Origin of the sequence: Methanobrevibacter sp. (assembly GCF_017427765.1) — an archaeon.
Classification (GTDB): domain Archaea; phylum Methanobacteriota; class Methanobacteria; order Methanobacteriales; family Methanobacteriaceae; genus Methanocatella.
On the sequence record NZ_JAFRSC010000014.1, the window covers coordinates 46,010 to 60,170 of the forward strand.

Consider the following 14,161-nt stretch of genomic DNA (forward strand, 5'->3'; position numbering starts at 1 on the left):
GATGGATGATAAAGAAACAATTAATGTTGATGATATAAATTATGCAGTTTATAAAATTGGAGATTGGGAAAATAATTATGAAATTAATCAAATAGGATTATCTAATGAGATTCCAGTTACTAAAAATACTCTTGACCATGTAAAATTCTCAATGGATGAAATTAGAAATACTGAGTTTTCAATTTCTGATAAAAAGGTAAACGGTTTCGTTGCAATAGCGATGCAACTTAATCCGAAGGTTCAGGAAATGGAATTGGATGAGGCTATTGCTCTTGAACAGAAAGAATTTGATAATATTGTTGAAGAATTAGATGGTCTTGATTTAATAGGTGATGACCAAACAATCCCTCTTGATGGTGAAGAATATCTTATTTATAAATTAGAAAAAGACTGTCATGTGACAACTTCAATTCCAGCTAATGATTTTACAAAAGAATTCTTTAATAATGAATTGAAAAAAATTGAAGATGCTTTAGATTAAAAAGCATCTAATGTTACTTTTTTATCTCTTTTTAATTCACGAGGAGGTTCAATTGATACAAATTCAATGCCTTCTTCTTCAATCATTTCCTGTGCATCATCCATAATTGATGGTGCAACAAGCAGTCCTCGGATTTTTTTCTTTTGAGCTTTACATTCTTTAAGATAATCGTTATCGGTATTTTCAAAGTCCTGAAGGTATCGTTTAAGTTGTTTTACTGCAGTAACTCCTGCTTTTCTGGCTTTCAACTCCAATATCATTAAATTATTGTTGCTGTCTTTTCCTAAAATGTCAATAAAACCATGTTCGACACTGTATTCTCTTGCGGTGGGTGTAAAACCCTCTTCAATCATATGCGGTTTGTCCATTATCATGTCGCCCATATCTTTTTCATAGCCTGCCTGTTCAAGCTCTTCAAAGTCTTCGATATTGGCATAATTGATGAATTGGATGTGTCTTATTTCAACAGTTAATAACTCTTTAGGAGTTCTTCTGTGACTTTCCAAAAAGAGATTTTCGTTTTTGATATATGTTCTTGTTTTTGATTTGGGTGGCTGCCAGTTAACAGGTTCTACCTTTTTTTCCTGATGGATTAAAAACGCACCATCAGGTTTAATCATTATTATGCGCTCTCCCCAGTTTAATTCACTTAATGCACGGCCTTCATAATTTACCTTACAACAGGCAAAAATTAGTATTGTTGCTCTTTTTCTTAAAGCTTCATGAACTAAATCGTATGCATCTTCACAGCTAGGTTTTTCTAAAATTTTATATTTCATCACAATAACATTGTTTAGTTTAATTTAAATATTTTGTTTTTTAGATAGTTAATTAGTTTTTAGGGAGGAATTTAAATTTTTGATGAAGAATTTTTCGATGAAAGTAGGCAAGAGTTTACAATGGATTCATTTGAATTTGCCAATGGGGAAGTATTGAAAAATGTTAAAGTAGAATATATGACTTACGGAACTCCAAAATATGATGATGATGGTTTAATTAAAAACGCCATTGTGTACTGTGCAGGCTCTTTAGGTTCTTTTGCAGGCATTAATAAAATCTTACCATTAACATTTGAAAATTGCCCATTTGATAGTGAAAAATATTTCTTTATATCTTTAACTGCTTTAGGTTCATCTGGTTCTTGTTCTCCATCTTTGACTGGTTTAAAAAATAAATTCCCGAAATATACTATTGTGGATGTTGTTAATTTCCAAAAACAATTCTTAAAAGAAAAATTTGGCATAATTCATATTTTAGGTTTAATAGGCAATTCCATGGGTGGTTTTGTTGGTCTCACGCAGGCTATTGAATACCCTGACTTTCAAGACTTTATAATTTGTGGCGTAAGCAGTTTTAAAGTTGCAGGCCATGATTTTATTTTATCAAAGTTTGTTGATGAGATTATCACTTCTGATCCGGATTATGCAAAAGGTGAACTTACCTATTCTTTAATTAGAACTTTAAGAATTGCTTGTCTTGCCGAATTTAATTTTGGACTTTCAAAAGAAGCTTTAAGAGATAAACCGAATCATGAACTGGCTATTGATTTTGAGGAATTTGGAAATGAAATGATAGAAACTGACATTTATGACTTAAAGTATTGCAATGAGGCAAGCATGAATTTTGATGTTGAAAAGGACCTTGGTAAAATTAAATCTAAGGTTTTAATTATTGCATGTAAACAGGATCCACATTTCCCTCCAGAACTTGATGCAATTCCAATGTCTAAAATGATAAAAGACTCTGAACTTATCATAATGGATTCTGAATTAGGTCATTTGTGCTTTAATGAACTTGAAAATATTTCATATGAACTAAAAGACTTTTTAAGTGGTTTTGATGATTGTTAATGTTGTTGATTATGGGAAAAGTGGCGATAAAAACTTCATTGAATATCATACAAGAGGTTTATCGTCAGAGCAGATGAATTTTCTAAATGATAATCTTGATGATGAAACAGAAATTGATGGGGATGTTTTAAAGTTAAAAATGTATTTTGATAATGATTTGTATCCTTTCCAGAGTGAGACTGCTCAATTTCGATTAGATGATTTCATAGCTCGTGAAGAAATCGAAATGAACATATTTATTTCGAGTTTTTTAGAAGATATGTGATTAATTGCATTAAACAATGTTTAACTATTTTTGATAAATACTTTATTTTATCTATTTTTTATGAATATTTTACTTGTTTGGATATGTTTATATACATTAAATATATATTATTAAATAATGCTTGGTAATGGTGAAAATCATGTTGGAGAATAAAGATTCAATTTTAGGATATGGCATGTATATTCTTGATGAATTTGAATTTGAGTCCGGTAAGGTTCTTCAGGATGTTGTAGTTGAATATACTATTGTCGGAACTCCAAAATATGATGATGATGGCAATATTTCAAATGCTATTGTTTATTGCCATAATTTCAATGGGAATTACTCTTCAATCGATGATGAGTATCAGTTTACCTGTGAAGGTGGCCCATTTGATAAAAATGATTATTGTTTTATATCAATTTCTTCATTAGGTTTTCCAGGGTCATGTTCTCCGTCCACAACTGGCCTAAAACATAATTTTCCGGAATACACCCTTAAAGATAGGGTAAACTTTAAAAGACAATTTTTAGCAGAAAAACTTAACATGCATCATGTACATGGAATTACTGGAACAGGATCTGGTGGATATGAAGTTTATACATGGGCTTGCGAGTATCCTGATGAAATGGATTTTATAATGGTGGGTAATACTTCTTTTAAGACTAATGGTTATAGATATGTTATTTCAAAGGCTATTGATAGTATCATAGAATCAACTGATGGTTTTTATGATGAGATATATAGTGAATCCCTTTCTCGTGTGATGGTTTCTATTTATAGGTTAGTATATTCCAATTACTTTTCAAAAAAGATTTTTCAGAAAATGTCTAATGATGAAATAGATGTTTTGATGGATGATTTTGTAGATGATGGTTTATTTACTGATATCTACGATTTCAAATATAGGAATGATTGTGTTTTAAATTATGATATTGAAGATAAATTAGAAAACATCAAAGTTAAAGTTTTGGTTGTAATTTCTAATGAGAACATGTATTATATTCCAAAGTATGATTCGTTCCCAATTGAAAAGTTAGTTGAAAATTCAAAAGTTATTTCATATGAATCTCAAAGAGATTATGCACATAATGAGGATTATTCTTCAGTAATTGATGATATAAGTGAATTTTTAGATGAATTCAAAAATTAATTTTTTTTTTAATAAATTTTAAATTAGTTAACAAGTATACTTTTAATGGGATGTGATTATAATTAACAATCAATTTAATTTAAATTATGGAAATCATGTTATGGAATCCTTTGAATTTGAATCCGGTCAAATTCTTGAAAATGTAAATGTTGAATATGCTACAAGCGGAGTTCCAAGGTATGATGAGGATGGAAATATTGTAAATGCAATTGTTTATTCTCCAAATCTTTATGGAGGATATTCGATTTTGGCTCAACATCATAAGTTAATTGAAAATCATGATTTTGATAAAAATGAATATTTTTTTATAAGAATTTATGCATTGGGTGTTCCGGAGTCTTGTTCTCCATCAACTACTGGTTTAAAATATAGGTTTCCAAAATACACATTTAAAGATCGTGTTAATTTTAAAAGACAGTTTTTGGCTGAAAAGTTTAAGATTAAAAAGATTGCGGGATTAATCGGTGAAGGTTTGGGTGGATTTGAAATATTTACATGGGCATGTGAATATCCTGATGAAATGGAATTCATCATTGTTTTAAATTCATCTTTTAAAAATTATGCTCAACGTTATATTTTTACTAAATGCGCTGAAAACATAATAGAATCCTGTGAAGATTTCTATTCTGATGAGTATAGTTCTTCTTTTTCAATGGTGTCAGTTTCAATATTCAGATTATTGTTTGCCGGATATCTTCCTGAAAATGTACTGGAAAATTTATCCAATGATGAAATTGATGCATTGATGGAAGATTATGTTGAAGATGGTCTATTTATGGATATCCATGATTTCAAATCACGTAATGATTGTCTTTTAGAATACGATGTTGAAGATAAATTGCCGAATATTCAGGCGAAATCATTGATTTTGGGCGTTGAAGGTTATTTGTTTTTCAATCCTCAAAAAGATTTAATTCCTTATGAGAATATTATTAAGGATTGTAAAATCAGGGTGTTCAAATCAAAAGTGGAAAATTATTATGATGAAGATGATTTCTCAGATATGGGATTGGAAATCCTTTCATTTTTAAAAGAAATAAAAAAATAAAAAGCTATTTTGATGCGTTAAGCATATGTTCAACAGCTTTTCTTGATTTGTCTGCAACTTCTTTGGGTAAAACAACTTGAGGTTCTTCATTTATGAGTGAATCTCTTACTTTTTCTAAAGTATGTAATTTCATAGTCTCACAAATTGCTCCTTCAAGCAGAGGATATAATTTTTTGCCCGGAACTTCTGATTTGATTCTGGTAATCATGTCAATTTCAGTTCCGATTACAAATTCTTCTTTGTCACTTTGTGCAATGTATTTTAACATTCCTCCGGTAGACATTACTTTATCACATGCATTTTGAACTTTTATATCGCATTCCGGATGGCAAATGATTTCAGCATTAGGATATTGTTCTCTTTTAAGTTCAACATCTTCAATATGGAATAATCTGTGAACATAACAGTGACCGTCTTTTGGAACTGGAATTATTTCTTTATCCAGTCTTTCGGCAACATGGGTTCCTAAGTTTTTATCAGGTCCGAATAATATTTTATCATGGGGTAAGCTTTCTGTTACTTTGACAGCATTGGCTGAAGTACATAAAGTATCTGCATGCTGTTTGGATTCTGCAATACTGTTGACATAAAGAATAACTCCCGCATCAGGATGTTCTTCTTTAGCTTTTAGCAATTCTTCTTCAGGTAACATGTGTGCCATAGGACATTCTGCTTCTAATGTAGGTATTACAATTTTTTTATCCGGATTTAGAATAAAAGCAGTTTCAGCCATAAAATCAACGCCACAAAAGATAACTAAATCTTTATCATCAATTTCAGAAGCTTTAATACATAATTCTAAGGAATCTCCAAGAAAATCAGCTATTTCTTGTATTTCTTTAGGTTGGTAATTGTGTGCAAGAATTATTGCATTTTTTTCATCTTTTAATTTTAAAATTTCCTCTTGGATTGAACTATTCATTATTTTCACCCATGCTGTTTATACATTTTCTAATATCATTTGTAATTTTTAATTTATATTTGTCTTTATCATTTAAATTTTTTACCCAAAATGATACTTTAACTCTGACTTCTTCAAATTTTATTTCTTTTGAAAATACTTCAGGTTTTGGATTTTTAGCCAAATCGTCATATTCGCTAATTTTTGCAATGATTTTGTTACTAAACTCCTCAACATCCACATCCAAAGGCAATCCTACAATGGTGTCAACCCTATATTTTTCAGGAGGTTTGAATTGCAGATAATAGTCGTTAGTCAATGTTGAATTGGGTACATGATTTTTCACTCCTAAATCATCAACCACTACAGTTGATCTAAGTGATATTCGCTCAACATAGCCTTTTTTGCCATTAACTTCAATAGTATCTCCAACTTTGATACTTTTTCCAAGAATTAGAATGATTCCTGAAAACAGATTTGAAATAATGTCTTTAGCCGCAAAGCTCACTGCAATACCCACAATACCTAAACTTAATAATGTTCCCGCAAGGTTGATTCCAAAGAACTGTAGAATGACCATCAATGCTATGAAATATATAATATAATTGATTATGTCTCTAATAAGATAGATTACAGTTTTGTTTTCATCGAATCGATTCATTTTATTCATGGAAAATGCGACTAGTCTTGTTATTATTGATGTTGCTAGGATTACTATTAAAATGTAGACGAGTGTCATTGCAGGATCATCAATTGTTGTTGGAATATTCATAGTATCATCTAATTTTGATTATATCAAAATCTTTAGCTAATTTTGTATTTTCAAATATTTCCTTTGCTTCTTTTAATATTATTTTCGAATACTCTTCACCATATCTTGTACTTATATGCGTTAAAATTAAGTTTTCACTGTTGGATTGATTGGCGATATATGCCGCATCAACAGATGTTGAGTGAGCATGCTCTTCTGCATTGGTATTGTCTTCTTTGCAGAATGTTGATTCATGAATAAGGTAATTGCTGTCTTTTGCAAATTCAACCATTTCCTCACAAGGTCTGGAATCTCCGGAATATGTGATTTTTATTCCTTTTCTAGGTTCGCCAAGAACCTGTTCCGGTTTGATAATTTTACCGTTGATTTCAACTTCCTCTCCATTGTGCAATTTTCCGAAATCGGGACCTACTGGAACGCCAAGTTCAATGGCTTTCTGTCTGAGAAATCTTGGTTTTTTCTTTTCTTCAATTGAATAAGCAAGATTAGGAACATTATGTCTTACTAATTGTGATTTAATAATATATTCTTCAGTTTCTTCTACAATTCCGGATTCTATTTCAATAAATTCAACTGGAAAATCAATTTTACAGTATCCCAAACTGAATATTGCGTTTTTGATTTTACTTAATCCTTTTGGCCCATAGATTGTTAGTTTTTCTTCTCTTCCAAGCAGTCCTAGAGATTGCAATAATCCTGGAAGGCCTAAAATATGGTCTCCATGGTAGTGGGATATAAATATTTTTGATATTTTCATGGGACTTACTTGGGTAGATAACATCTGTCTTTGGGCACCTTCCCCACAATCGAATAAAAATACTTCTCCAAATCCTTTAAAGGCAATTGAAGCTTGATTTCTGGTAATTGAGTGAACTGCAGACGATGTTCCTAAAAATATAATTTCCATATAATCACTTAATTTATATTATAAAATAGATATATATCTTTAATAATTATTAACTTTTAGGTGATTTTTTGGACAGAATTATAGAATATATGCTTGCTGAGGATGAAGGTTTTGGTGATGTAACTTCAAATGCAGTTGTTGAAGAAGGAAAAAATGTAAGTGCATATATTATTTCAAAAGATGATGGTGTTTTAGCAGGTATTAATATTATTCGTGATTTATTTGAAGAGTATGGGATTAATGTCTGCTTTTGGCTATCTGAAGGAAGCAAAATATCTAAAGGGGATGTGTTAATGTCTTTTAATGGTGATGCAAGAACAATTTTGCTTCTTGAGAGGACAGCACTTAATCTGGTAATGAGGATGAGTGGTGTGGCCAGTGCAGCTAATAATTATGTTAATTTAGTTAAGGATTATGATGTAAGTGTTGCAGGGACTCGTAAAACATCTCCTGCTATTGGAAAATATGATAAATATGCATTAAAAGTGGGTGGTGCTGATACTCATAGATTTGCACTTGATGATATGGTTTTAATAAAGGATAATCATATTGCGGCCTGTGGAACTCCTCTGGAGGCTTTACTTAAAGCAAAGGAAAATGTAAGTTTTTCTAAAAAAATAGAAATTGAAGTTGAAACTTTAGATGATGCTGTGGAATGTGTAAAAAACGGTGCTGATATCGTAATGCTTGATAATATGTCTCCAGCAGAAATTAGCGATGTAATTGGCGAGCTTGAAAAATTAAATATTCGTCAAAATTCATTAATTGAAGTATCTGGTGGCATTAATGAAGATAACATATTGGATTATGCTGATTTGGGCGTAGACATTATTTCAATTGGTGCTTTAACACATTCAACAAGGAGTTTGGATTTCAGTTTAAAATTAGATTCTTAATTTTAAAACTTCTTTCAACTCTTCATCGCTCATTTCGGTGATGAATGTTTCGTCGTTGCTTATTGCCTTTTTGGAAAGGTCTGTTTTTCTTTTACTTATCGCATCAATTGCTTCTTCAAGAGTTCCTTTTGTAATAAATCTATAGACCATAACATCTTTTTCCTGTCCGATTCTGTGAACTCTGTCTGTTGCCTGATTTTCAACTGCAGGATTCCACCATAAGTCATAATGAATCACATTACTTGCAGCAGTTAAATTTAAACCTGTTCCGCCAGTTTTAAGTGTCGCTACAAATATTTTATAATTTGGGTCTTCTTGGAAAGTATTTATTATCTCTGTTTTTTCTTTAAGGGTTTGTGAACCATGTAAAAACAATACATCGGTTTTAAACTTTTTGGATATGAGCTGTTGGATTAATTTGCCCATTTCAACATACTGGGTGAAAATTATGACCTTTTCATCCATGTCCAGTATATTTTCTAAAATATTTACTAAAAGTTCCATTTTTCCGGATTCTTTAATTGTGGGTTTTTTGATGTCAAGAAATTGCGCCGGATGGTTGCATGTCTGTTTTAGAGCGGTTAATATTTTTAGAATTATTCCTTTTCTCTGGATTCCTTTGGAATTTTCAATATCAAAAAAGATTTCTTCCAATATGGCATTATATAGCTTAATCTGCTTTTTGGATAATGTGCAGTACACATCATTAATTAATTTATCAGGCAGCTCTTTTTTAATATCTTCATCAGTTTTTAAACGCCTCATTACAAATGGTTTTGCTATTGTTTTAAGGTTTTTTAGGACTTCTTCATCTTCCAATTTTTCTATTGGCATCACATATCTTCGCTTAAAAACATCTTTTGTTGATAAATAGCCGGGATTTATAAAATCAAATATTGACCAGTAATCCATTAGCCTATTTTCAATAGGAGTTCCTGTTAGAGCAACTTTGGTCGATGCCCTAATGCTTTTTATGGCTTTAGTCTGCTCAGTATTTGGATTTTTAATATTTTGCGCTTCATCAATAACGCATATTTTCCAGTTTATATCCGAAAATATATCCAAATCAAGCCTGATGACTCCATAGGAAGTTAAAATAATATCATATTCCTCTAGCGGAAATGTTCTATTGGATCCATGATAAATGTAATATGTCAGTTCGGGGGTGAATTTTTTAATTTCATTTTCCCAGTTTGAAATCAATGTTGGAGGAACGATTATTAGACTGGGTTCGCTGTCGAATTTGTTTTTCTCTTTAAAATAAAGGATTGCACTTAAAATTTGTATTGTTTTTCCAAGCCCCATGTCATCTGCTAATATGCTTCCAAAATTATATTTAATATTTTGAACTAGCCATGAATAACCTATTTTTTGATATGGTCTCAGCTCTCCGGTTAGTGATTTTGGAGCCTTATAAATCTTAGCTTCATTAACCAATTTTTTAAATTTTTTGTAGTCTTGAGGGGTATTGTTTAAATCCATCTTTTCGCCAAATATTGATTCATTAATTAAATGTTATTCAATTAGTTAATTATTTTTTTCGAATAATCTGAAAAATCAACTAAAAAACAAACTTTAATAATATAGTAAAATAATATATATTAAAGATAAAGACTTATTATTTTTTTATATGGTGATGTAATGGTAAAAATAGCAAAATTAGCTTTGGAAGATGGAACAATCTTAAAAGGTGAAGCTTTCGGTTATGAAACCACTAAATTGGGAGAACTTGTTTTTTCTACAGGTATGGGTGGTTACACTGAATCCTTAACCGATCCGTCTTTTAAAGGAGAAATATTAATGTCCACTTATCCTTTGGAAGGAAATCATGGGGTAAGTGAGAAGTGGTATCAATCTGATAAAATCCAGGTTGAAGGTTTTGTTTGTCGTGAAGTCTGTCGTGAAGTTTCCAACTTCGGACCCCAAAAAACATTAGATGAATTTTTAAAAGAATTTGAAACTCCTGGAATTAGTGGAATTGATACTCGTGATTTAACACTTAAAATTCGTGAGCGAGGTTCACTTAAAGCTGCAATTACAACTGAAGATATTGCTGATGATAAACTACTTGAAATGGCTCGTTCACAACCAAATATTGAAGATAAGGATGTTGTGCCATTAGTTTCAACAAAAGAAATTAAAATATTCAATGAAGACGCAGATAAAAAAGTTGCTTTAATTGACTGTGGTGTTAAAAAGAATATTATTAACTCATTTTTAGAAAGGGATATTGGAGTTGTTTTATTCCCTTATGATACTGATTATAAAACTGTACTTGATTATGAACCAAACGGTTTGATGATTACTTCAGGTCCTGGAAACCCTGACAGGGTATCTGAAACTATTGAAACCATGAAAAAATTGTCAAACAGATTGCCAATCTTCGGTATTTGTATGGGTCAACAGTTAATTGCAAAGTCATTTGGTGCAAGGTCTTATAAAATGAAATTCGGCCACCGTGGTGAAAACCAGCCGGTTAAAGATTTAGCTACTGGTAAAGTGTTCATAACTTCACAAAACCATGGATTCACAATTGACAAAGAGTCCCTAAAAGAGACAGATTTAGTATTAACTCAAATTAACTTAAATGATGGAACTCCGGAAGGTATTTCTCATAAGGAATTGCCACTACATTGTATACAATACCATCCTGAAGCAGGTCCTGGTCCAAACGATACAAGAAGTATTTTTGATGAGTTCAATCAAATGATGGAGGATTACTGATGCCAGTTGATAAGGATATTAAAAAAGTATTAATTATTGGTTCTGGACCTATTCAAATCGGACAGGCTGCAGAGTTCGATTACTCCGGTTCTCAAGCTTGTAAATCATTAAGAGAGGAAGGTATTGAAACAGTTCTTGTTAACAGTAATCCTGCTACAATCCAGACAGACTTGGGTATGGCAGACACTGTTTATACTGAACCATTGACTCCAGAAATTGTTGCAAAAATTATAAAAGAAGAAGAAATTGATGCTATTTTACCAACTATGGGTGGACAAACCGGATTAAACATTGCAACAGGACTTGGAGATTTAGGTTTACTTGAAGGAATTAAAGTTTTAGGTTCTGATGTCCAAACAATTAAAGATGTTGAAGATAGGGATTTATTCGCTAATTTGATGGAAGATATTAATGAGGAAATTCCAAAATGTCAGGCGGTTAATAGTGTGGATGAAGCACTTGAAGCCGTAAAAGAAATTGGTTATCCTGTAATTGTAAGGCCAGCATTCACATTAGGTGGAACTGGTGGTGGAATTGCACATAATGAAGAGGAATTAATTGAAATTGCTAACCATGGTCTTGACATGAGTTTCATTAATCAGGTTCTCATCGATGAATCAGTTCTCGGATGGAAAGAAATAGAATTTGAAGTAATGAGAGATAAGGAGGATACCTGTATCATCGTCTGTACTATGGAAAACATTGATCCAATGGGTATTCACACCGGGGACAGTGTTGTAGTTGCTCCTATTCAAAACTTATGTGATGAAACTATTCAAAAAATGCGTGATGCATCAATCAAGATTATTAGGGCATTAGGTATTCGTGGTGGATGTAATATTCAATTCGCACTCAATCCTGAAACTGATGAATACAAGGTTATTGAAGTAAATCCTCGTGTATCCAGAAGTAGTGCACTTGCTTCAAAAGCAACAGGTTATCCAATCGCTAAAATTTCATCAAAAGTTGCTTTAGGTTTGACTTTGGATGAAATTAAAAATGACATTACAAAAGAAACTCCTGCATCTTTTGAACCTGCTATCGATTATGTGGTTATTAAAATTCCAAGATGGCCATTTGATAAATTTAAAGGAATTGGCCGTGAAGTTGGAGTTCAAATGAAAGCGACAGGAGAAGTAATGGCTATTGGAAGAACATTCGAAGAAGCATTCCAAAAGGCATTAAGATCTCTTGATATGGGCTTTGACGGATTTGAATATGTTGAATATACTGAGGAAGATCTTGCAAATCCTACTGATATGATTTATTTCCAAATATATTCTGCAATTAAAGATGGAATGGATATCGATAAAATCAGAGAACTCACTAATATTGATAATTTCTTCTTATACAAAATCAGAAACATTGTTAACTTTGAAAACGATGTAACTGCTGATAAACTGGATGATGAAGTATTCTTGAGAAAAGCAAAACAGTTGGGTTGTTCTAATAGAAGACTTGCAAGTTTATCAGGTCAGACTGAAGAGTACATCAGAAATCTGCTTTCAAGATACAATATCAAACAATCTTATAAAATGGTAGATACCTGTGCTGCTGAATTTGAAGCTAAAACTCCATATTACTACAGTAGCTATGATATTGGTAATGAATTGGTTTCCACCACTAAAAAGAAAGTTGTTATTCTTGGTGCAGGTCCAATCAGAATTGGTCAAGGTATTGAGTTTGATTACTGTTGTGTACATTCTTCTCTTGCATTAAAAGAAGAAGGTATTGAAACAATTTTAATCAACAACAACCCTGAAACTGTAAGTACTGATTATGATATTTCAGATAAACTGTTCTTCGAACCATTAACCTTTGAAGATGTGATGGGTGTTATTGAACAGGAAAAACCGGATGGTGTAATCGTACAATTCGGTGGTCAAACTTCTATTAACTTGGCAGTACCTCTTGCAAATGCAGGTGTTAAAATTTTAGGTACTCCATATGAGAGTATTGATAGGGTTGAAGACAGGGAATTATTCGCTGAACTTTTAGAAAAATTACATATTCATCAGGCACCATATGGAACAGCAAATTCTTTTGATGAAGCAAAAGAAATTGCTGAGAGAATTACATTCCCAGTTCTTGTTCGTCCATCTTATGTTATTGGTGGAAGAGCTATGGAAATTGTTTACGATAACAATGAGCTTGAAGAATATATGAAAGAAGCCGTAAAAGTATCTCCTGAACATCCTATTTTAGTGGATAAATTCTTAGAGGATGCAATTGAGCTTGATGTTGATATATTATGTGATGGTGAAGACGTATTTATTGCAGGTATTATGGAACACATTGAAGAAGCAGGTGTTCACTCAGGAGACTCTGCATGCGTAATACCTCCTCAAACTATACCTGAGCATATTTTAGATACTATTCGTGAAAATTCAACCAAATTGGCATTGGAATTGGATGTTAAAGGTTTAATGAATATTCAGTATGCAGTTAAACTTGATGAAGAGATGGTCTACATTATCGAAGCAAATCCTCGTGCAAGTAGAACTGTTCCGTTTGTAAGTAAAGCAATTGGTGTGCCACTCGCCAAAGTTGCAACCTGGATTATGCGGGGTGCTAAATTAAAAGACTTTGGTTTAACTAAAGAAATTAAAATAGATCATGTTGCTGTTAAAGAGTCTGTATTCCCATTCTTGAAACTGCCTGAATCCGATACTGTACTTGGACCTGAAATGAAATCAACCGGTGAAAGTATTGGTATAGATGAAAACTTTGGAATGGCGTTTTACAAATCACAACTTTCTGCAGGTATGGAACTTCCTAAAGAAGGAACAATCTTTATCAGTGTAAAAGAAACTGATAAGAAAAAGATTAGACCAATTGCAGAAAAAGCAGCTAATTTAGGATTTAAAATCATGGCAACTGATGGTACTGGTGATGCAACTGGCCTTAGTGATGTTGAAAAAGTGTTAAAAGTATCACAAGGATCTCCAAACATCAGGGATGAAATCTTAAATAAGAATGTTGATTTGATTATCAACACTTCTGAAGGAAAACAATCTGCAAAAGATGGTTACATCATTAGAAGATTAGCTATTGAACTTGGTATACCTTATGTTACCACATTGGCAGGTGCAAGAGCAGCATTAAATGCAATTGCGGCTGTACAAAATAGCGAAATGAATGTTAAATCTTTAAATGAATATACTGATGGAGAATAATTATTCTCT

13 protein-coding genes are annotated in these 14,161 nt (G+C 32.0%); 8 read left to right on the forward strand and 5 right to left on the reverse strand.

Going from position 1 to position 14,161, the window contains the following annotated elements; translation table 11 throughout:
* The first annotated feature begins 1 nt into the window (after position 1).
* Positions 2-481 (forward strand): hypothetical protein, encoded by a 480-nt coding sequence (locus IJL02_RS03340; protein ID WP_292809030.1) that lies wholly within the window; start codon positions 2-4, stop codon positions 479-481.
* On the opposite strand, the gene nucS is transcribed toward IJL02_RS03340, so the two are convergent.
* The gene (nucS, locus tag IJL02_RS03345) at positions 478-1,260 is read right to left on the reverse strand and encodes an endonuclease NucS (RefSeq protein ID WP_292809032.1); all 783 of its coding nucleotides are present in this window, start codon (positions 1,258-1,260) and stop codon (positions 478-480) included. The two genes, IJL02_RS03340 and nucS, sit on opposite strands and share 4 nt — an antisense overlap.
* 120 nt (positions 1,261-1,380) lie before the next feature.
* Between nucS and IJL02_RS03350 the strand changes: the two genes are divergently transcribed.
* The 4 genes from IJL02_RS03350 to IJL02_RS03365 all read left to right on the forward strand — a co-directional run bounded on the left by IJL02_RS03350 (position 1,381) and on the right by IJL02_RS03365 (position 4,776).
* Positions 1,381-2,331 (forward strand): alpha/beta fold hydrolase, encoded by a 951-nt coding sequence (locus IJL02_RS03350; RefSeq protein WP_292809034.1) that lies wholly within the window; start codon positions 1,381-1,383, stop codon positions 2,329-2,331.
* A complete protein-coding gene (locus IJL02_RS03355; RefSeq protein ID WP_292809105.1) occupies positions 2,321-2,596 on the forward strand; it encodes a DUF5750 family protein in 276 nt (91 codons plus the stop codon). Before IJL02_RS03350 ends, IJL02_RS03355 begins: the two co-directional genes overlap by 11 nt.
* 139 nt (positions 2,597-2,735) lie before the next feature.
* Positions 2,736-3,728 carry a homoserine acetyltransferase gene (locus tag IJL02_RS03360; RefSeq protein WP_292809036.1) on the forward strand — a complete coding sequence of 331 codons (993 nt, stop codon included), beginning with the start codon at positions 2,736-2,738 and terminating at the stop codon, positions 3,726-3,728.
* A gap of 100 nt (positions 3,729-3,828) precedes the next feature.
* Positions 3,829-4,776, forward strand: a complete 948-nt coding sequence (locus IJL02_RS03365; protein ID WP_292809038.1) for an alpha/beta fold hydrolase — start codon at positions 3,829-3,831, stop codon at positions 4,774-4,776.
* A 4-nt stretch (positions 4,777-4,780) separates the two neighbouring features.
* Here IJL02_RS03365 and nadA read toward each other — a convergent pair whose 3' ends face one another.
* From nadA to rnz, 3 genes are read right to left on the reverse strand one after another with little or no spacing between them, the layout of a single operon-like run.
* Positions 4,781-5,698 (reverse strand): quinolinate synthase NadA, encoded by a 918-nt coding sequence (gene nadA, locus IJL02_RS03370; RefSeq protein WP_292809040.1) that lies wholly within the window; start codon positions 5,696-5,698, stop codon positions 4,781-4,783.
* A complete protein-coding gene (locus IJL02_RS03375) occupies positions 5,691-6,449 on the reverse strand; it encodes a mechanosensitive ion channel family protein (protein WP_292809041.1) in 759 nt (252 codons plus the stop codon). The genes nadA and IJL02_RS03375 overlap by 8 nt, the downstream gene beginning before the upstream one ends.
* Positions 6,450-6,453: 4 nt before the next feature.
* Positions 6,454-7,356 (reverse strand): ribonuclease Z, encoded by a 903-nt coding sequence (gene rnz / locus IJL02_RS03380; RefSeq protein WP_292809043.1) that lies wholly within the window; start codon positions 7,354-7,356, stop codon positions 6,454-6,456.
* A gap of 68 nt (positions 7,357-7,424) precedes the next feature.
* On the opposite strand from rnz, the gene nadC reads away from it, so the two are divergent.
* Positions 7,425-8,252, forward strand: a complete 828-nt coding sequence (nadC, locus tag IJL02_RS03385) for a carboxylating nicotinate-nucleotide diphosphorylase (RefSeq protein ID WP_292809045.1) — start codon at positions 7,425-7,427, stop codon at positions 8,250-8,252.
* On the opposite strand, the gene IJL02_RS03390 is transcribed toward nadC, so the two are convergent.
* The gene (locus tag IJL02_RS03390) at positions 8,241-9,734 is read right to left on the reverse strand and encodes a DEAD/DEAH box helicase (RefSeq protein WP_292809047.1); all 1,494 of its coding nucleotides are present in this window, start codon (positions 9,732-9,734) and stop codon (positions 8,241-8,243) included. The two genes, nadC and IJL02_RS03390, sit on opposite strands and share 12 nt — an antisense overlap.
* 159 nt (positions 9,735-9,893) lie before the next feature.
* On the opposite strand from IJL02_RS03390, the gene carA reads away from it, so the two are divergent.
* Together carA and carB are read left to right on the forward strand one after the other, a co-directional pair.
* Complete coding sequence (carA, locus tag IJL02_RS03395; RefSeq protein WP_292809048.1) at positions 9,894-10,976, forward strand: glutamine-hydrolyzing carbamoyl-phosphate synthase small subunit; 1,083 nt, start codon at positions 9,894-9,896, stop codon at positions 10,974-10,976.
* Complete coding sequence (gene carB, locus IJL02_RS03400) at positions 10,976-14,152, forward strand: carbamoyl-phosphate synthase large subunit (RefSeq protein ID WP_292809049.1); 3,177 nt, start codon at positions 10,976-10,978, stop codon at positions 14,150-14,152. The genes carA and carB overlap by 1 nt, the downstream gene beginning before the upstream one ends.
* The last annotated feature ends 9 nt before the right edge of the window (positions 14,153-14,161 follow it).